Origin of the sequence: Enterobacter sp. AG326, assembly GCF_004362415.1 — a bacterium.
Lineage (GTDB): Bacteria > Pseudomonadota > Gammaproteobacteria > Enterobacterales > Enterobacteriaceae > Enterobacter > Enterobacter asburiae.
The window spans coordinates 628,016-647,431 of record NZ_SNXG01000002.1; the positions used below are offsets into that span (position 1 = coordinate 628,016).

Consider the following 19,416-nt stretch of genomic DNA (forward strand, 5'->3'; position numbering starts at 1 on the left):
ACAATGCGTATTAGCACCCAGATGATGTATGAGCAGAACATGCGAGGGATCACCGATTCCCAGAGCAGATGGCTGAGCTACGGTGAGCAGATGTCCACCGGTAAGCGCGTCAACCGTCCTTCGGACGATCCTATCGCCGCGTCGCAGGCCATCGTTCTGTCGCAATCTCAGTCGCAAAACAGCCAGTTCGCACTCGCGCGTACCTTTGCAACGCAGAAGGTCTCGCTGGAAGATAACGTGTTAACCCAGGTGAACACCGCGATCTCAAGCGTGCGCGAGAAGCTGGTTTACGCCTCAAACGGCACATTAAGCGATGACGACCGTCTTTCTCTGGCAACCGATATTCAGGGGATCCGCGATCAGCTGATGAACCTGGCCAACACGACGGATGGTAATGGTCGCTTTATCTTTGCGGGATACAAAACCGAGAGCGCACCGTTTGATGCCGCGACCGGGGATTACAACGGCGGCGCAGAGGCCATCACCCAGCAGGTTGATACGGCGCGAAATATGACCATTAGCCATACCGGACAGCAAATTTTCGAAAGCATTACCAGTAATGCGGAACAGCTGCCGGGCGGTGGATATGGCGAAACAAACATGTTCAAAATCCTGGATTCTGCCATTGCGTCGCTGAAGACACCGATTGAGAACGATCCGGCTGCCGCAACGGCACAAAGCCAGGTGATTGCCAATGCGCAAATCGGCATCAAAAATTCCCAGAACAACGTCCTGACGGTCGTTGCGGATGTGGGAACCAAGATGAACGAGCTGGAAAAACTCGATACGCTGGGTGATGACCGCGCGCTGGGTCAGACCAAGCAGATGAGTGATCTGGTGGATGTTGACTGGAACGAAGCGATTTCCTCTTACACCATGCAGCAGGCGGCCTTGCAGGCGTCTTATAAAGCGTTTAGCGATATGCAGGGCATGTCTCTGTTCCAGCTGAACAAATAACATCTTGACCTCTTAGAACATGTCTTGAAACTGGGCATGTTTTACTGCCCAATCCGTCTGGATTGGGCATTTTTTTTATGCAACTTCTGCCGGTGCGGAGGCGACTCGTGCGCTTTCTATCAGACGGATTGCCAGCGCAATGACGCCACAGACTGTCGCCAGCGCGACCACGCCCGTCCAGCCGGCCAGCGAGTAGATATTGCTGCCTAACGCGGAACCCAGCGCCATCCCGATAAATACTACCGTAAAGAGCAGGGCATTGAGACGACCCCGCGCCTGCGGTTCAAGGCTGTATACCAGGTTCTGGTGAGCGACCAGACTAGACTGCAGGCCCAGGTCGAACCCGACGGCAGAGACGGCGATCAGCATCAGCTGTCCATGAACGCCCAACGCGGGCATCAGGAACATCAGAGCGAATGAGACGGTCACAAGAACTGCACCAAGCTGCGTGACTTTTCCTGCGCCGAGTTTGTCCGCCAGACCTCCTGCCAGCGGGGCAGCTAACGCACCGGCGGCACCTGCAATACCAAAACCCCCCGCGACGGCACTGCCCAGGTGATAGCGTTCCAGCAGCATGACCGCAAGCGTAGACCAGAAGGCGCTAAAGGCAATCGACAGGAAGCCCTGAGCCAGCGCCGCACGGCGCAGCGCCGGATAGCGACGCCACAGATGTTCCATTGAGCGCATCAGCGCGGGGTAGCTCAGCGTGGAGTGAATGGCAAAACGGGGAAGTACAAACCACATCATCACCCCGATGAACGCAATGCTCGCCGCCGCCAGCTGGTACATGACGCGCCAGCCAAACGCTTCGCCCACCACGCCGCTCACGGTTCTGGATAATAAGATGCCCATCAGCAGCCCGGTCATTACCGTGCCCACGGTTTTCCCCTGTTTACCTTCCGGCGCAAGAATGGCCGCGGCAGGGACGATATCCTGTGCCATGGTGGCGGCCATGCCGATGAGCAGGCTTGCCAGCAGCAGAGAATGGATCTGCCCGGTCAGGCTACAGCCGAGAAGAAACAGCGCCAGCGCCGCACTCTTTATCAGGATTAACGTCCTGCGGTCGTGGCGATCGCCGAGCGGTAGCAGGAACAGGATCCCCAGGGCATATCCCGCCTGGGTGAGCGTCGGGACCAGGCCCATTCCTTCGATACTCAGGTGAAGGTCTGCGCCCATCAGCGGCAGCAGAGGCTGGGCATAATAGATAGATGCCACGCTGAAACCTGCACCGATCGCCAGCATTAAGATTACCCAGCGGCTCACCGCATGGGCGGCGGTTGTTGTGTTCATAAGATGTTCCTCATTCGTCGTGTGAGGCTATTTTTTATCAGTACGCCTTGCGACGGTAGCGGGCCCGGTGGTAAAACGCTTATACGTTGAACGTATAAATGAAAATGCAATGAAAAGAGCTGAGCGTATAGACAGGGTGGAGTTAATGCGGACGTTTGTTCGTATTGTGGAGGCCGGTTCCCTCTCAGCGGCGGCACGGCAGCTGGCCACTACCCAGGCCACGGTAAGCAGACGGTTGCAGTCGCTTGAGACCATGCTGGGCGTGCGCCTGATATTGCGCACCACCCACACGACGCGGCTTACGGATGACGGCGAGCGCTGCTATCAGCACGCCCGTCGGGTGATTGACAGCTGGCTGGCGCTGGAAGATGAGGTGGGGCAGACGGAAGATGAGCCTGTAGGCGTTCTGCGGGTGCGCGCTCCGCACGCGTTTGGTCAGGACCAGCTTCTGAAACCCGTAACCGAGTTTTTGCAACGCTATCCGCAGCTTTCCATTGAGTGGATGCTTAACGATCGGTCGGCGGACTTCCTCGGCGATAACCTTGACTGTGCGATTCGGGTGGGCGTGGAAGTCGATCCTGCGACCGTGTCCGTGCTGCTGGCCGAAGTGCCGCGCTCGGTAGTGGCTTCACCGGCACTGCTGGCCCGTTTTCCGACGGTCAACACGCCGGAGGATTTGCAGCAGTTTCCCTGGATAGCGATTAGCTCATTCTACCAGCGCCACGTGGAGCTTTTTCACGATGCATCACCTGCCACCGCGCGGATTGCTATTACGCCACGGCTGAGCACCGACAGCCTGTATGTCGCACGCAATACGGCGCTCACCGGCCTTGGCGTGGCGGTGGTATCCAGCTGGACGGTACAGGATGATATTCGGGAAGGGCGGCTGGTGCATTTGCTTCCAGACTGGCAGCCAGCGGCGTTACCGGTGCATCTGGTTTATCCCTGGTCCCGCTATTATCCGGCACGCTTGCGGCGTTTTCTGGAGTTGATGCGGCAGGTCATGCCAGAGGTGACCGGGATGAGAAAGCCCGTGCAGCAGCCATAAAAAAAGCCGACCCTAAGGTCGGCTTTTTACTTTCAGCGTCGTTATTCGACAGACTGCGGACGCGTCGCCGGTGCAGTCGCCTGATGCGTTGCACTGTGGCCGCCTGCAGCGCCTTTACCGTCGAAGCTGAACGCCGGGCGTACCCAGTCGCTGTGACGCGGGGCTTCAGGCACGTAATCCGGCGCCGGGGCGCGCGTCATTGGTGCTGTCGCCACGTGGGCAGCGGCTGGTGCAGAAACAACCGGCTCAGGTTTCACCTCAGGCGCTTTCGCTTCTTCGACAACCGGTTCAACCTGAATCTCAACGTCCTGAACGACTTCTTCAGCGGTGGTTTCAACGAGGGTTTCTGCGATGTCTTCCACTGCGGCTACAGGTTCAGCCTCTTCAGCCACTTCCTCAGCCACCACGGCATCTTCTTCGGCGATAAGCTGCGGTGCGGCATCAACCGGCGCGGCAATCACTTCTGGATGGGTGGTTTCAACTTCCACTGCGTGAGGTGCTTCAGCTTCAACAACCTGAGGTTCAACCACGGTTGCCGCTTCAGTCGCGACAGCTTCTACCGCGGCTGCGGGTGCAATCACCTCTTCGGTTACAGGCTGTTCTTCAACAACCTGCTCCGGGCGAGCAACCGGGTAGCGGATCCAGACTTTGCCGGAGGCCATTTCTGGCGAAGCACAGGCAATGGTCAGCGGCATTGGCGACTGGGTTGGGTAACGCTCGTCACGATAGCGACGACGGCGCTGGCCGCTGACGCGCAGATGACGTGGAGAACGACGTGAACGGCGCGGCATACCGGCGTTATCACGATTTTCACCGTTATCATCCTGCTCAACGTTGCTTTCAACGACCGCTGGCAGATCAACTTTCGCCAGCTGCGTACCGGTTGCGATCTCGCTGGTTTCAACCGCGATAGCGCCTGACTCTTCGGTTGCTTCAGAGGCGAAGCGAACTTTCTGAGAAAGCTGGCGCTGCTTACGACGCGGCATTACCTGAGTGCGTTCTTCCTGCTCGCCGTCCTGCTGTTCAACAGGCTCTTCGCGGTTCAGGTTTTTGACTTCCTGCTGTGCCTGACGCTTCTCGTCGTTACGGCGACGGCTGCGTTCACGGCGCGGCTGCTGGTCGTCACGCTGTTTGCTCTTCTCAGACTCATCGCCCGCCTGCTGGCGAATTTCACGATCTTCAACGTTCGGCTGTTGTTTCTCGCGACGGTTGCGGCGGTTGTCTTCGCGTTGCTCACGGCCTTCGCCATTCTCAGAGCGGTTGTCACGGTTGTCACGACGCTCGCTGCGGTCATTACGGTCATTACGGTCGCTGCGGTCGTTACGATCGCGGCGGTTGTTCTGACGCTTACGGCGGTCCTGCTGACGCTCTGGTTTGGCCGCTTTAGGCTCTTCTTTCGGCTGTTCTGGCTGAACTTCTTCTTCAGCAAACATCTTCTTCAGCGCGCCAAAGAAGCGGCTCAGCAGACCCGGCTGTGCCGGCTGGGCCTTCGCCGCAGCTGCTTCTGGTTTCTGCGCTTCAGGTTTGGCAGCAGGTTTTTCCAGAGCTGCTTCCGGTGGCGCTTCTGGCATGATGAAGGTCGCTAACGCAGGCTGCTCTGGCAGTTTGCGCTCGGCAGGCTCTTCATCGGATGGCAGAGCCATCTCTTCTTCATGCAGCTTCGGCAGCAGGTAGCTGAGGGTGGTCGTCTCTTCGCCCTTACGCACGCGCAGCACGTGATAGTGTGGGGTCTGCATCTGATCGTTTGGCACGATGATGCAGCGAACGCCACCCTGACGTGCTTCAATCGCACTTACCGCTGCACGTTTTTCGTTAAGCAGGTAAGAGGCAACGGGCACCGGCACAATGGCGTGAACCTCTTTGGTGTTCTCTTTCAGCGCTTCTTCTTCAATCAGACGCAGAATGGAGAGGGACAGAGATTCGTTATCACGCACGGTACCGGTGCCGGAGCAGCGCGGACAAACGTGATGGCTGGACTCGCCGAGAGACGGGCTCAGACGCTGACGGGACATCTCCAGCAGGCCAAAGCGTGAGATATGGCTAATCTGGATACGCGCCCTGTCCTGACGCACCGCTTCGCGCAGACGGTTTTCAACCGCACGCTGGTGGCGAACAGGAGTCATGTCGATGAAGTCGATAACAATCAGACCACCCAGGTCGCGCAGGCGGAGCTGGCGGGCGATTTCATCAGCGGCTTCGAGGTTAGTGTTGTAGGCGGTCTCTTCGATATCGCCACCGCGTGTTGCACGTGCGGAGTTGATGTCGATAGCGGTCAGCGCTTCAGTGGTATCGATAACGATAGAACCGCCGGATGGCAGACGCACTTCACGCTGGAAGGCGGACTCAATCTGGGATTCGATCTGATAGTGGCTGAACAGCGGGATTTCACCGGTGTACAGTTTAATTTTGCTGGTGAAATCCGGACGACCCAGCGCGGCGATGTGCTGGCGCGCCAGCTCAAGCACTTTCGGGTTATCGATCAGAATCTCACCGATGTCCTGACGCAGGTAATCACGGAAGGCACGTACGATAACGTTGCTTTCCTGGTGGATCAGGAACGGAGCAGGGCGACTTTCCGCAGCTTTCTGGATGGCTTCCCAGTGCTTCAGACGGAAGCTCAGGTCCCACTGCAGCGCTTCGGCTGATTTGCCTACGCCTGCGGTACGCACGATAAGCCCCATGCCATCAGGCAGTTCGAGGCTTGCCAGCGCTTCTTTCAGCTCGGTACGGTCATCACCTTCGATACGGCGAGAGATGCCACCCGCACGCGGGTTGTTAGGCATCAGAACCAGATAGCTCCCTGCCAGGCTGATAAAGGTGGTCAGTGCGGCACCTTTGTTGCCACGCTCTTCTTTATCAATCTGAACGATAACTTCCTGACCTTCACGCAGAACATCTTTGATGTTTGGGCGGCCATGGGCGTTGTAGTTTGCGGGGAAATATTCGCGTGCGATTTCTTTCAGAGGGAGGAAACCATGACGCTCAGCACCGTAATCGACAAATGCAGCTTCAAGGCTTGGTTCAATGCGGGTGATTTTACCTTTGTAAATGTTCGCTTTTTTCTGTTCGTGTCCAGGACTTTCGATATCCAGATCGTACAGGCGCTGCCCATCCACAAGGGCGACACGCAACTCTTCTTGCTGAGTTGCGTTGATTAACATTCTTTTCATCGTAACTTACTCGTTATTCTTACATTGACGACAAAGCTGCGGGCAAGGTGACGCTTTCCGGGGTATGAACCGATGGCCTCGTGTCTGTTCACGTCGCCAACCTCACGGTTGTCGCTCGCTTAAGAGGCGCAGAGTGTCGGTTGCCTGTGTTTCATACGGAAACACAGCGCAATTATCAGGGGAATTGCCTGGGTAGAACTCTCCAGAGAACAATCCTTATACCGGGAAGTACTGCAACCCGCAGCCCGCTAACTGCCTGAAAGATCAATACGTCTTACGCCATTGCTGCGTGGATGATCGGTCAGACAAAATTGGTCATTCCGTCAACATCCTTACTTAACCAGGATTTAACACGGAAAACAGCCTCATTATTCCACTGCTCGCCGGGTTATAGCAAGATGACTTTTACCAATTATCACCCGGTTACTCACAGTTTCTTCACTTCAGAATGGCAATTGGTTTAATAACCACCAAATCGGTTGCGCGAAACCGGGAGCTGGCCGGATAAAAGTAAATATAAGCATAGAAAAATGAGTGGCGCTAATGGCTGACGATATTTAGAATCGCCAACCATGAAAACAGAGACTCCAGCCGTAAAAATGGTTGCCATCGCCGAAGATGACGCGGGGCAACGTATCGATAACTTTTTGCGCACCCAGTTGAAAGGTGTGCCAAAGAGCATGATTTACCGCATCCTGCGTAAGGGCGAGGTGCGGGTTAACAAAAAACGCGTGAAGCCCGAGTACAAACTCGAGGCGGGCGATGAAGTGCGTATTCCGCCGGTGCGCGTTGCGGAACGTGAAGAAGAGACCGTTTCACCGAAGCTACAGAAAGTGGCGGCCCTGAGCGATGTGATCCTTTACGAAGATGACCACATTCTGGTGCTCAATAAACCGTCAGGAACGGCTGTCCATGGCGGTAGCGGTCTGAGCTTCGGCGTGATTGAAGGACTGCGAGCCCTGCGCCCGGAAGCGCGCTTCCTTGAACTGGTGCACCGTCTTGACCGTGATACCTCTGGCGTACTGCTGGTGGCGAAAAAGCGTTCTGCGCTGCGTTCTCTGCATGAACAGCTGCGTGAAAAAGGGATGCAGAAAGACTACCTGGCGCTGGTGCGCGGTCAGTGGCAGTCCCATGTAAAAGTGGTGCAGGCGCCGCTGCTGAAGAACATTCTGCAAAGCGGTGAACGTATTGTTCGCGTGAGCCAGGAAGGGAAACCGTCTGAGACGCGCTTTAAGGTTGAAGAGCGCTATGAGTTTGCCACGCTGGTGCGCTGCAGTCCGGTGACCGGTCGTACCCACCAGATCCGCGTGCATACTCAGTTTGCAGGGCACCCAATTGCCTTTGATGACCGCTATGGCGACCGCGAGTTTGATAAGCAGCTGGCGGGGACGGGACTGTCGCGTCTGTTCCTGCATGCGGCAGCGCTGAAGTTTACCCATCCTAATACGGGTGAAGTCATCCGTATTGAAGCACCGCTGGACGAGCAGTTGAAACGCTGTCTTAAGGTTCTGCGCGGGTGATTTTGCTTTCCTCCCTCTCCCTGTGGGAGAGGGCTGGGGTGAGGGCATCAGGCCGCAACGTTTTAGTCACATGGTTAGTGGATTACACTCTTCTCGTCTTAACATCTGACACAAAGCAATTAGCGGTAACCCCACCAGCGCGTTGGGATCGCGTCCGTCCAGCTTGTCGAACAGCGCAATCCCCAATCCTTCACTTTTAAAGCTTCCCGCACAGTTCAGCGGACGTTCCCGGCGCACATAATCCACGATCTCTTGCTCGCTGAGATGGCGGAAGTGTACGTCGAACGGCTCGCATTCGGTTTGCAGATGACCGGTGGCGGAGTTATAGAGCGCCAGGCCGGTGTAAAAGGTCACGATAGTGCCTCGCGCACGCAGAAGCTGCTGACAGGCGTTCTCCTCCGTATGGGGCTTGCCGGTGATTTCGCCGTCCAGCACGCAAACCTGGTCTGAGCCTATAATCAAATGTGCGGGGTAACGTGCGGCCAGCGACTGCGCTTTCTCTTTAGCGAGACGCATCACCAGATGACGCGGTGATTCGCCCGGCTGTGGCGTCTCATCGACCTCTGGCGCGGCGCATTCAAACGGGATCCCGAGCTTTTCCAGCAGCATTCGGCGGTAGGGCGATGTGGAAGCAAGGACGAGATTTGGCATATTTTTATCACCAGATATAGCGTATCGATGCCAGCCATTTTAAACTACAGGCCGCAATGTGTGCGAATAATTGGCAAAAGGCAGCTCTGGTTGCCTTTTTCTTTGACTCTATGACGTTACAAAGTTAATATGCGCGCCCTATGCAAAAGGTAAAATTACCCCTGACTCTTGATCCGGTTCGTACGGCTCAAAAACGCCTCGATTACGAAGGTATCTATACTTCCGATCAGGCTGAGCGTATTGCCGAATCCGTAGTCAGTGTGGACAGTGATGTAGAATGCTCCATGTCGTTCGCTATCGACAACCAGCGTCTCGCCGTTTTAACCGGTGATGCAAAGGTGACGGTAACGCTCGAATGTCAGCGTTGCGGGAAACCGTTTGTACAGCATGTTCACACAACGTATTGTTTCAGTCCGGTTCGTTCTGACGAACAGGCTGAAGCACTCCCGGAAGCGTATGAGCCGATTGAGGTTAACGAATTCGGTGAAATCGATCTTCTGGCTCTGGTTGAAGATGAAATCATCCTCACCTTGCCAGTGGTTCCGGTGCATGATTCTGAACACTGTGAAGTGTCCGAGGCGGACATGGTCTTTGGGGAACTGCCTGATGAAGCGCAAAAACCAAACCCATTTGCCGTATTAGCCAGCTTAAAGCGTAAGTAATTGAGGAGTAAGGTCCATGGCCGTACAACAGAATAAACCAACCCGTTCCAAACGTGGCATGCGTCGTTCCCATGACGCGCTGACTGCAGTTACCAGCCTGTCTGTAGACAAGACTTCTGGTGAGAAACACCTGCGTCACCACATCACCGCTGACGGTTTCTACCGCGGCCGCAAGGTTATCACTAAGTAATCACGCGCAAGCGTGATTAGGCTTAGTGAGGATTTCCCCGTGCAAACGGGGAATTTACCGAACCAGGCTGCGACGATACCTTGACACGTCTAACCCTGGCGTTAGATGTCATGGGGGGAGATTTTGGCCCTTCCGTGACAGTGCCTGCAGCATTGCAGGCACTGAATTCTAATTCGCAACTCACACTTCTTTTAGTCGGCAATCCCGACACAATCACGCCATTACTCGCAAAAGCTGACTTTGAACAACGTTCGCGTCTGCAGATTATTCCTGCGCAGTCAGTTATTGCCAGTGATGCCCGACCCTCGCAGGCCATTCGCAATAGTCGTGGCAGCTCTATGCGGATAGCGCTGGAGCTGGTGAAAGAAGGGCGAGCTCAGGCTTGCGTCAGCGCGGGGAATACCGGCGCGCTGATGGGGCTGTCGAAATTACTGCTCAAGCCTATTGAAGGTATTGAGCGTCCGGCGCTGGTAACGGTGTTACCGCATCAGCAGAAGGGCAAAACGGTGGTGCTCGATTTGGGCGCTAACGTCGACTGTGATAGTACTATGCTGGCTCAGTTTGCCGTGATGGGATCGGTGCTGGCAGAAGAAGTCGTCGGGATCAACACTCCCCGTGTTGCGTTACTGAACATTGGTGAAGAAGAGACCAAAGGCCTGGACAGCATTCGCGAAGCGGCTGAATTGCTCAAACAGGTTCCCTCCATCAACTATATTGGTTATCTCGAAGCCAATGAGTTGTTGACGGGTAAAACGGATGTTCTGGTGTGCGATGGCTTCACCGGAAACGTCACGTTGAAGACCATGGAAGGGGTCGTGCGCATGTTTCTTTCTCTGCTGAAATCTCAGGGAGAAGGCAAAAAAAGCGCCTGGTGGCTAATTTTATTGAAGCGTTGGTTACAAAAGAGCCTGACGCGGCGATTCAGTCACCTCAACCCCGACCAGTATAATGGCGCCTGTCTGTTAGGATTGCGCGGCATCGTGATTAAGAGTCATGGCGCCGCCAATCAGCGAGCATTTGCTGTCGCGATTGAACAGGCAGTGCAGGCGGTGCAGCGACAAGTCCCTCAGCGGATTGCCGCTCGCCTGGAATCTGTATTAGCTAAAAGTGACTGAGCGTACATGTATACGAAGATTTTAGGTACCGGCAGCTACCTGCCAAAACAAGTGCGTACCAACGCCGATCTGGAAAAAATGGTAGATACGTCTGACGAGTGGATTGTCACGCGCACAGGTATCCGTGAACGTCGTATTGCCGCGCCAGACGAAACCGTGTCGACCATGGGTTACGAAGCCGCACAGCGTGCAATCGAAATGGCCGGCATTGATAAAGAACAGATTGGTTTGATCGTGGTCGCCACCACGTCTGCCACGCATGCTTTCCCAAGCGCGGCGTGCCAGGTGCAAAACATGCTCGGCATTAAAGGCTGTCCGGCGTTTGACGTCGCTGCCGCGTGCGCAGGCTTCACCTATGCGCTGAGCGTTGCCGACCAGTACGTGAAATCCGGTGCCGTTAAATATGCGCTGGTGATCGGTGCTGACGTACTGGCGCGCACCTGCGATCCAACCGATCGTGGAACGATCATTATTTTTGGTGATGGTGCGGGCGCGGTGCTGCTGGGGCAGTCCGAAGAGCCGGGTATCATCTCTACGCATCTGCATGCTGATGGCAGCTATGGTGAACTGTTGACCCTGCCTAACGCCGATCGCGTTAATCCGGACAACTCGATTTACCTGACCATGGCAGGGAACGAGGTGTTCAAGGTGGCGGTGACTGAGCTTGCACACATCGTTGATGAAACGCTGGAAGCGAATAACCTTGAGCGTTCTGCCCTCGACTGGCTGGTGCCGCATCAGGCGAACCTGCGTATCATCAGCGCCACCGCGAAAAAGCTGGGCATGTCGATGGATAACGTTGTAGTGACGCTGGATCGTCACGGCAACACCTCTGCGGCGTCGGTACCGTGCGCATTTGATGAAGCGGTACGCGATGGACGAATCAAACGGGGCCAACTGGTCTTGCTTGAAGCCTTCGGTGGCGGGTTCACCTGGGGTTCCGCGCTGGTTCGTTTCTAGTATAAGGAATAAAAAATGACGCAATTTGCTTTTGTGTTCCCGGGCCAGGGCTCTCAAACCGTTGGGATGTTGTCTGAAATGGCAGCAAACTACCCGGTAATTGAAGAGACTTTCCGTGAAGCTTCTGATGCACTGGGTTATGATTTATGGGCGCTGACCCAGCAGGGTCCGGCCGAAGAACTGAACAAAACCTGGCAGACCCAGCCAGCGCTGCTGACTGCGTCCGTTGCGCTGTGGCGTGTCTGGCAGCAGCAGGGTGGTAAAGCGCCAGCGCTGCTCGCGGGTCATAGCCTGGGTGAATACTCTGCGCTGGTGTGTGCTGGCGTGATCGCGTTTGCTGACGCGGTACGTCTGGTTGAACTGCGCGGTAAGTTCATGCAGGAAGCGGTGCCGGAAGGCACGGGCGGCATGTCTGCCATCATCGGTCTGGATGATGCTGCAATTGCAAAAGCGTGTGAAGAATCTGCTGAAGGCCAGGTTGTCTCTCCGGTAAACTTCAACTCGCCGGGCCAGGTGGTTATTGCCGGTCATAAAGAAGCGGTTGAACGTGCGGGTGCGGCCTGTAAAGCAGCCGGTGCTAAGCGTGCGCTGCCGCTCCCGGTCAGCGTGCCGTCTCACTGTGCGCTGATGAAGCCTGCTGCTGAAAAACTGGCGATTGAGCTCGAAAAAATTACGTTTAACGCACCGACGATTTCCGTTGTGAATAACGTCGATGTGAAATGCGAAACCACGCCGGAAGCTATCCGTGACGCACTGGTTCGCCAGCTCTACAGCCCGGTACAGTGGACTAAAACCGTTGAGTTTATGGCAGCGGAGGGCGTTGAGCATCTGTATGAAGTCGGCCCTGGTAAAGTCCTCACCGGTCTGACAAAACGTATTGTTGACACCCTGACAGCCTCGGCGATTAACGAGCCGGAAGCGATGTCAGCGGCACTCTCGCAATAAAAGAGGAATACCATGAGTTTTGAAGGAAAAATCGCCCTGGTCACTGGCGCAAGCCGCGGTATCGGGCGTGCAATTGCTGAAACACTGGTTGCGCGCGGCGCGAAGGTGATTGGTACAGCAACCAGCGAGAATGGCGCTCAGGCCATCAGCGAGTATCTGGGTGCGAACGGTAAAGGTCTGGTACTGAATGTGACTGAACCTGCATCTATCGAATCTGTTCTGGAAAATATTCGCGCAGAGTTTGGCGAAGTGGATATTCTGGTAAACAATGCCGGGATCACTCGCGATAACCTGTTAATGCGAATGAAAGACGACGAGTGGAACGATATCATCGAAACCAACCTGTCATCTGTATTCCGTCTGTCAAAAGCGGTAATGCGCGCTATGATGAAAAAGCGTCACGGTCGTATTATCACTGTCGGTTCTGTGGTTGGTACCATGGGAAATGCTGGTCAGGCTAACTACGCTGCGGCGAAAGCAGGTCTGATTGGTTTCAGTAAGTCGCTGGCGCGTGAAGTTGCGTCCCGCGGTATTACGGTAAACGTTGTTGCTCCGGGCTTTATTGAAACGGACATGACGCGTGCGCTGACTGATGAGCAGCGTGCGGGTACGCTGGCGGCAGTTCCGGCGGGTCGTCTTGGCGACCCTAAAGAAATCGCCAGCGCGGTTGCATTTTTAGCCTCTGACGAAGCGGGTTACATCACTGGTGAGACCCTCCACGTCAACGGCGGGATGTATATGGTTTAACCACGATGAAAAATATTTGCGTTATTAGGGCGAATGGCCTCAAAATAACGTAAAATCGTGGTAAGAACTGCCGGGATTTAGTTGCAAATTTTTCAACATTTTATACACTACGAAAACCATCGCGAAAGCGAGTTTTGATAGGAAATTTAAGAGTATGAGCACTATCGAAGAACGCGTTAAGAAAATTATCGGCGAACAGCTGGGCGTTAAGCAGGAAGAAGTTGTGAACTCCGCTTCCTTCGTTGAAGACCTGGGCGCAGATTCTCTTGACACCGTTGAGCTGGTAATGGCTCTGGAAGAAGAGTTTGATACTGAGATTCCGGACGAAGAAGCTGAGAAGATCACCACCGTTCAGGCTGCCATTGATTACATCAACGGTCACCAGGCGTAAGTGAACATCTCCAGGCGGTCATTCGACCGCCTGAGTTTTATCTTTTTTATTCCCACGAATCTCTTTTTTTATCCCTCCCTGGAGGACAAACGTGTCTAAGCGTCGTGTAGTTGTGACCGGACTTGGCATGTTGTCTCCTGTCGGCAATACCGTAGAGTCCACCTGGAAAGCTCTCCTTGCCGGTCAGAGCGGCATCAGCCTAATCGACCATTTCGATACTAGCGCCTATGCAACGAAATTTGCTGGCTTAGTAAAGGATTTTAACTGTGAAGAGATCATCTCGCGCAAAGAACAGCGCAAGATGGATGCCTTCATTCAATATGGAATTGTCGCTGGCGTTAAGGCCATGCAGGATTCTGGCCTTGAGATTACGGAAGAGAACGCAACCCGTATCGGCGCCGCTATCGGCTCCGGGATTGGCGGTCTTGGCCTGATCGAGGAAAACCATACATCTCTGATGAATGGCGGCCCGCGTAAGATCAGCCCGTTCTTCGTTCCGTCCACGATTGTTAACATGGTGGCGGGTCACCTGACCATCATGTTCGGCCTGCGTGGGCCAAGCATTTCTATCGCGACTGCCTGTACGTCTGGCGTACATAACATCGGCCAGGCCGCGCGCATTATTGCGTACGGCGATGCAGATGCTATGGTTGCGGGCGGTGCTGAAAAAGCCAGCACTCCACTGGGTGTTGGCGGTTTCGGTGCGGCGCGTGCGCTGTCTACCCGTAATGATAACCCGCAGGCGGCGAGCCGTCCGTGGGATAAAGACCGTGACGGCTTCGTGCTGGGCGACGGGGCGGGCATGATCGTACTGGAAGAGTACGAGCACGCGAAAAAACGCGGCGCGAAAATTTATGCTGAAATCGTTGGTTTCGGCATGAGCAGCGATGCTTACCACATGACGTCTCCTCCTGAGAACGGCGCGGGTGCTGCGCTGGCGATGGAAAACGCGATTCGTGATGCGGGTATTACCCCAGCACAAATTGGCTACGTGAACGCGCACGGCACTTCTACGCCTGCAGGCGATAAAGCTGAAGCTCAGGCGGTTAAGTCTATCTTCGGCGAATCTGCCAGCCGCGTAATGGTGAGCTCCACCAAGTCCATGACCGGTCACCTGTTGGGTGCGGCGGGTGCGGTAGAGTCAATCTACTCCATCCTTGCGCTGCGCGATCAGGCTGTTCCGCCAACCATCAACCTGGATAACCCGGATGAAGGTTGCGATCTGGACTTCGTTCCTCACGAGGCGCGTCAGGTTAGCGGTATGGAGTACACCCTGTGTAACTCCTTCGGCTTCGGCGGTACCAACGGCTCTCTGATCTTCAAAAAGATCTGATCCTGACGTCCCGATAGCGTTTAAAAAGGTCCGCTTGCCGGGCCTTTTTTATTAAGCCTAATCTTCTTGTCGGCTGCATGACATCCTGCCAGACTAAACGCCCACGCATAAGGAGCCACCATGTTTCTAATCAATGGCCTTGAGCAGGACACGCTGCCTGCCAGCGACAGGGCGATACAGTTCGGAGATGGTTGCTTTACGACGGCGCGCATTCTGGACGGTGATGTCTGCCTGCTGGAGGCGCACATTCGACGCCTGCAGCATGGCTGTGAAAAGCTAATGATCCCCTTTACGTACTGGGACACGTTGCGTCAGGAAATGTGCCAGCTGGCAACCGGGAAGGACAGCGGCGTACTCAAAGTCATCATCAGCCGCGGCAGTGGTGGCCGGGGTTACAGCGCTGCATCGTGCCTCAACCCAACGCGTATCCTCTCCGTTTCTGCTTATCCCGCACATTATTCTCGCTGGCGAGAAGACGGCATAACTCTGACGCTGAGCCCAGTACGACTGGGACGAAACCCGATGCTGGCCGGGCTTAAGCATCTCAACCGCCTCGAGCAGGTGCTCATTCGTACTCATCTTGAACAGACGGACGCCGAAGAGGCGCTGGTTCTTGACAGCGAAGGGTTCATTACGGAATGCTGTGCGGCTAATTTACTTTGGCGGCAGGGGGAAGAGGTGTTCACTCCGTCGCTGGAGCACGCTGGCGTAAATGGGTTAATGCGCCAGTTTTGTCTGCAACAGCTGGCACGCTCTGGCTTTCGCGTTGTCGAAGTTAGCGCAGGAGAAGCCGCGCTACAGACTGCCGATGAAGTCATCATCTGCAATGCGCTGATGCCTGTTGTACCCGTCCGTGCGTATGGCCAACAACGCTGGTCTTCGCGCGAACTGTTTCAGTTTTTAGCCCCGATATGTGAGCAAACCAGATAGTCATGAAAAAAATGTTGCGCTTTGTCCTTATCCTCATCGTTGCGCTGGGCGTCGCTGGCGGAGCTGGCGTATGGAAAGTTCGCCAGCTGGCAGACAGCAAGATCCTGGTTAAAGACGAAACGATCTTTACCCTAAAAGCGGGAACCGGCCGTCAGGCGCTGGGGGAACAGCTCTATGGCGACAAGATTATTAATCGTCCAAGGGTATTCCAGTGGCTGTTGCGCGTGGAGCCTGAGCTGTCACATTTCAAAGCCGGCACCTATCGCTTTACGCCGGGAATGACCGTCAGAGAGATGCTGCAGCTGCTGGAAAGCGGCAAAGAAGCCCAGTTTCCCCTGCGGTTTGTGGAAGGGATGCGCCTGAGCGATTATCTCAAACAGCTGCGTGACGCGCCGTATATCAAACATACGTTAAAAGACGATAGCTATCAGACGGTGGCAGAAGCACTGAAGCTTGAACATCCGGAATGGGTGGAAGGCTGGTTCTGGCCAGACACCTGGATGTACACGGCAGGCACGACCGATGTGGCTATCCTGAAGCGGGCGCACAAAAAAATGGTTGCCGCCGTAGATGCCGCCTGGGAAGGGCGGATGGAAGGATTGCCTTACAGCGATCCGAACCAGTTTGTGACCATGGCCTCGATCGTTGAGAAAGAGACGGCCGTCGCTGCCGAGCGCGATCGGGTGGCGTCAGTATTTATCAACCGTCTGCGCATCGGCATGCGTCTGCAAACCGACCCTACCGTAATCTACGGCATGGGTGAGAGCTATACCGGCAAGATCTCAAGAAAAGATCTGGAGACGCCGACGGCGTATAATACCTACGTGATTAGCGGTTTACCGCCGGGCCCGATTGCCACGCCGAGCGAGGCGTCGCTTAAAGCCGCCGCGCATCCGGCTAAAACACCGTATCTCTATTTTGTGGCTGATGGAAAAGGGGGGCATACCTTTAACACCAACCTTGCCAGCCACAATCGCTCTGTTCAGGACTATCTGAAGGCACTTAAGGAAAAAAATGCGCAGTAAATACATTGTCATTGAGGGACTCGAAGGGGCGGGTAAAACCACCGCCCGCAACGTGGTGGTGGATACGCTCAAAGCGCTTGGCGTGGCGGACATGGTATTTACCCGCGAGCCGGGCGGCACGCAGCTGGCTGAAAAGCTGCGCAGTCTGGTGCTGGATATCAAATCCGTCGGCGACGAAGTTATCACTGACAAAGCCGAAGTGCTGATGTTCTACGCGGCGCGCGTTCAGCTGGTTGAGACGATTATCAAACCTGCCCTGGCCGAGGGTAAGTGGGTGATCGGCGACCGTCACGATCTGTCGACTCAGGCGTATCAGGGCGGAGGACGCGGCATCGACCAGACAATGCTCGCAACGCTGCGTAATGCCGTACTGGGGGATTTTCGCCCCGACCTGACGCTCTATCTGGATGTGACCCCGGAAGTGGGGCTCAAACGTGCCCGCGCGCGCGGCGAGCTGGACCGCATTGAACAAGAGTCGTTTGATTTCTTTAACCGCACCCGTGCGCGCTATCTTGAGCTGGCCGCACAGGACAGCTCAATTTGTACCATCGATGCGACGCAGTCCCTGGACGACGTCACGCGCGACATTCAGCACACCATTACGCAGTGGGTGCAGGAGCAGCAGGCATGAAATGGTATCCATGGTTGCGCCCACACTTTGAACAGCTGATCGGCAGCTATCAGGCGGGTCGGGGGCATCATGCGTTACTGATTCAGGCATTGCCAGGAATGGGTGATGATGCGTTGATTTATGCCATCACCCGTTTTCTGATGTGTCAGCAGCCGGAAGGGCACAAGAGCTGTGGTAAATGCCGTGGCTGCCAGCTGATGCAGGCGGGGACGCATCCTGACTACTACACTCTTGAGCCTGAGAAGGGAAAAAGCGCGCTCGGTATTGATGCCGTGCGTGAAGTCAGTGAAAAATTGTATGAACATGCGCGACTGGGCGGTGCAAAAGTGGTCTGGCTTAAAGACGCCACGCTGCTTACCGAGGCTGCGGCTAACGCCCTGCTTAAAACCCTGGAAGAGCCGCCGGTTAAAACGTGGTTTTTCCTCTCATGCCGTGACCCGGGACGATTGCTGGCGACGTTGCGCAGCCGTTGTCGTCTTCATCACCTTGCAGTACCTCAGGAATCGTGGGCGCTGAGCTGGCTTGAACGAGAGGTGACAACGTCACCTGAGAGCGCGCTGACCGCCTTGCGCCTGAGCAGCGGCGCGCCTGCTGCGGCGCTGGCACTACTGCAGCCTGACGTCTGGTCAGAGCGAGAAACGCTCTGCCGGGCCGTGGATACGTCGCTGAACAGTCACGACTGGCTAAGTTTACTGCCTGCGCTTAACAGCGATCGGGCCGTTGAGCGTCTGCACTGGCTGGCCTCCTTATTGCTGGATGCGCTCAAAATCCAGCAAGGGGCAACGCTGCTGACCAACCCGGACGCGTGGCCGCTGGTGAATACGCTGGCGAACCGCCTCTCGGGAAAGATTCTTCACGCGATGCTCCATGAAATTTGCCAGAGCCGTGAACAGCTTTTAACCGTGACGGGCCTTAATCGCGAGCTTTTACTGACCGACCAGTTATTGCGCATCGAACATTACCTGCAACCCGGCGTCACACCGCCTGTTTCCCATCTCTGAGAGAGACATTATGTTTTTAGTCGACTCACACTGCCATCTTGATGGCCTGGATTATCAATCCCTGCATAAAAACGTGGATGACGTGCTGGCAAAAGCCGCTGCCCGCGATGTGAAATTCTGTCTTGCGGTAGCAACCACGCTGCCGGGCTACCGCTCCATGCGTGAGCTGGTGGGCGTTCGCGATAACGTGGTGTTCTCCTGCGGCGTGCACCCGTTGAATCAGGACGAGGCGTACGACGTTGAGGATCTGCGCCGACTGGCAGCAGAAGAGGGCGTGGTGGCGATGGGCGAGACCGGGCTGGACTACTTTTACACGCCGGAAACCAAATCGCGCCAACAGGAGTCCTTCCGCAACCATATTCGCATTGGCCGGGAGCTGAACAAGCCGGTTATCGTCCACACCCGCGACGCGCGCGCGGATACCCTGGCAATCCTCCGGGAAGAAAACGTGACGGATTGCGGTGGCGTACTACACTGTTTCACAGAAGACAGAGAAACGGCGGGTAAGCTGCTTGATTTGGGGTTTTATATCTCGTTTTCGGGGATCGTGACGTTCCGTAATGCCGAGCAGCTGCGTGATGCTGCACGTTATGTTCCGCTCGATCGCATTCTGGTTGAAACGGATTCTCCGTACCTGGCACCGGTACCTCATCGTGGTAAAGAGAACCAGCCCGCTATGACGAGAGACGTTGCTGAGTACATGGCCGTACTGAAGGGCGTCAGCATCGATGAGCTGGCCCGCGTGACGACGGAAAACTTCTCCACGCTGTTCCATATCGACCCCGCCCGCCTGCAATCTGTCTGATACACCTGTTTTTTTTAGGCTCGTAATTAATAAGTAAAGCGAGTA

At 55.4% G+C, this 19,416-nt stretch carries 19 protein-coding genes; 16 read left to right on the forward strand and 3 right to left on the reverse strand.

Annotated features, from left to right (window positions below; all coding sequences use genetic code 11):
- Positions 1-3: 3 nt before the first annotated feature.
- Entirely contained in the window at positions 4-957 is a 954-nt protein-coding gene (gene flgL / locus DFO52_RS10035; RefSeq protein ID WP_133550300.1) for a flagellar hook-associated protein FlgL, read from the forward strand.
- Positions 958-1,032: 75 nt separating this feature from the next.
- On the opposite strand, the gene DFO52_RS10040 is transcribed toward flgL, so the two are convergent.
- The gene (locus tag DFO52_RS10040) at positions 1,033-2,247 is read right to left on the reverse strand and encodes an MFS transporter (RefSeq protein ID WP_133550302.1); all 1,215 of its coding nucleotides are present in this window, start codon (positions 2,245-2,247) and stop codon (positions 1,033-1,035) included.
- 109 nt (positions 2,248-2,356) lie between these two features.
- Here DFO52_RS10040 and DFO52_RS10045 point away from each other — a divergent pair, with 109 nt between their 5' ends.
- On the forward strand, positions 2,357-3,295 hold the full coding sequence (locus DFO52_RS10045; RefSeq protein WP_038417542.1) for a LysR family transcriptional regulator: 939 nt from the start codon (positions 2,357-2,359) through the stop codon (positions 3,293-3,295).
- 41 nt (positions 3,296-3,336) lie between these two features.
- On the opposite strand, the gene rne is transcribed toward DFO52_RS10045, so the two are convergent.
- Positions 3,337-6,465 (reverse strand): ribonuclease E, encoded by a 3,129-nt coding sequence (rne, locus tag DFO52_RS10050; protein WP_133550304.1) that lies wholly within the window; start codon positions 6,463-6,465, stop codon positions 3,337-3,339.
- A gap of 572 nt (positions 6,466-7,037) precedes the next feature.
- Here rne and rluC point away from each other — a divergent pair.
- Positions 7,038-7,985 (forward strand): 23S rRNA pseudouridine(955/2504/2580) synthase RluC, encoded by a 948-nt coding sequence (rluC, locus tag DFO52_RS10060; RefSeq protein WP_024909023.1) that lies wholly within the window; start codon positions 7,038-7,040, stop codon positions 7,983-7,985.
- 66 nt (positions 7,986-8,051) lie between these two features.
- Here rluC and DFO52_RS10065 read toward each other — a convergent pair whose 3' ends face one another.
- Positions 8,052-8,636 carry a nucleoside triphosphate pyrophosphatase gene (locus tag DFO52_RS10065; RefSeq protein WP_133550306.1) on the reverse strand — a complete coding sequence of 195 codons (585 nt, stop codon included), beginning with the start codon at positions 8,634-8,636 and terminating at the stop codon, positions 8,052-8,054.
- A gap of 140 nt (positions 8,637-8,776) precedes the next feature.
- Here DFO52_RS10065 and yceD point away from each other — a divergent pair, with 140 nt between their 5' ends.
- From yceD to DFO52_RS10130, 13 genes are all read left to right on the forward strand, one after another.
- On the forward strand, positions 8,777-9,298 hold the full coding sequence (gene yceD, locus DFO52_RS10070) for a 23S rRNA accumulation protein YceD (protein ID WP_014883375.1): 522 nt from the start codon (positions 8,777-8,779) through the stop codon (positions 9,296-9,298).
- Between the two features lie 16 nt (positions 9,299-9,314).
- Entirely contained in the window at positions 9,315-9,488 is a 174-nt protein-coding gene (gene rpmF / locus DFO52_RS10075; protein ID WP_003857964.1) for a 50S ribosomal protein L32, read from the forward strand.
- Positions 9,489-9,568: 80 nt separating this feature from the next.
- Positions 9,569-10,603: a phosphate acyltransferase PlsX gene (plsX, locus tag DFO52_RS10080; protein WP_059290957.1), complete on the forward strand. Its 1,035-nt coding sequence runs from the start codon at positions 9,569-9,571 to the stop codon at positions 10,601-10,603.
- Positions 10,604-10,609: 6 nt separating this feature from the next.
- The gene (locus DFO52_RS10085) at positions 10,610-11,563 is read left to right on the forward strand and encodes a beta-ketoacyl-ACP synthase III (protein WP_008500797.1); all 954 of its coding nucleotides are present in this window, start codon (positions 10,610-10,612) and stop codon (positions 11,561-11,563) included.
- Between the two features lie 15 nt (positions 11,564-11,578).
- Positions 11,579-12,508, forward strand: a complete 930-nt coding sequence (gene fabD, locus DFO52_RS10090) for an ACP S-malonyltransferase (RefSeq protein WP_133550308.1) — start codon at positions 11,579-11,581, stop codon at positions 12,506-12,508.
- Positions 12,509-12,520: 12 nt separating this feature from the next.
- Positions 12,521-13,255: a 3-oxoacyl-ACP reductase FabG gene (gene fabG / locus DFO52_RS10095; RefSeq protein WP_008500795.1), complete on the forward strand. Its 735-nt coding sequence runs from the start codon at positions 12,521-12,523 to the stop codon at positions 13,253-13,255.
- Positions 13,256-13,409: 154 nt separating this feature from the next.
- Complete coding sequence (gene acpP, locus DFO52_RS10100; protein WP_003857954.1) at positions 13,410-13,646, forward strand: acyl carrier protein; 237 nt, start codon at positions 13,410-13,412, stop codon at positions 13,644-13,646.
- A gap of 91 nt (positions 13,647-13,737) precedes the next feature.
- On the forward strand, positions 13,738-14,979 hold the full coding sequence (fabF, locus tag DFO52_RS10105; RefSeq protein ID WP_133550310.1) for a beta-ketoacyl-ACP synthase II: 1,242 nt from the start codon (positions 13,738-13,740) through the stop codon (positions 14,977-14,979).
- A gap of 120 nt (positions 14,980-15,099) precedes the next feature.
- Positions 15,100-15,909 (forward strand): aminodeoxychorismate lyase, encoded by an 810-nt coding sequence (gene pabC, locus DFO52_RS10110; RefSeq protein ID WP_133550312.1) that lies wholly within the window; start codon positions 15,100-15,102, stop codon positions 15,907-15,909.
- 2 nt (positions 15,910-15,911) lie between these two features.
- Positions 15,912-16,934: a cell division protein YceG gene (gene yceG / locus DFO52_RS10115; RefSeq protein WP_047648096.1), complete on the forward strand. Its 1,023-nt coding sequence runs from the start codon at positions 15,912-15,914 to the stop codon at positions 16,932-16,934.
- Positions 16,924-17,565 carry a dTMP kinase gene (tmk, locus tag DFO52_RS10120; RefSeq protein WP_029739872.1) on the forward strand — a complete coding sequence of 214 codons (642 nt, stop codon included), beginning with the start codon at positions 16,924-16,926 and terminating at the stop codon, positions 17,563-17,565. The genes yceG and tmk overlap by 11 nt, the downstream gene beginning before the upstream one ends.
- Positions 17,562-18,566, forward strand: coding sequence for a DNA polymerase III subunit delta' (gene holB / locus DFO52_RS10125; protein ID WP_059346487.1), 1,005 nt, complete (start codon positions 17,562-17,564; stop codon positions 18,564-18,566). Before tmk ends, holB begins: the two co-directional genes overlap by 4 nt.
- Before the next feature lie 10 nt (positions 18,567-18,576).
- Entirely contained in the window at positions 18,577-19,371 is a 795-nt protein-coding gene (locus DFO52_RS10130; protein WP_121931260.1) for a metal-dependent hydrolase, read from the forward strand.
- Positions 19,372-19,416 lie beyond the last annotated feature (45 nt).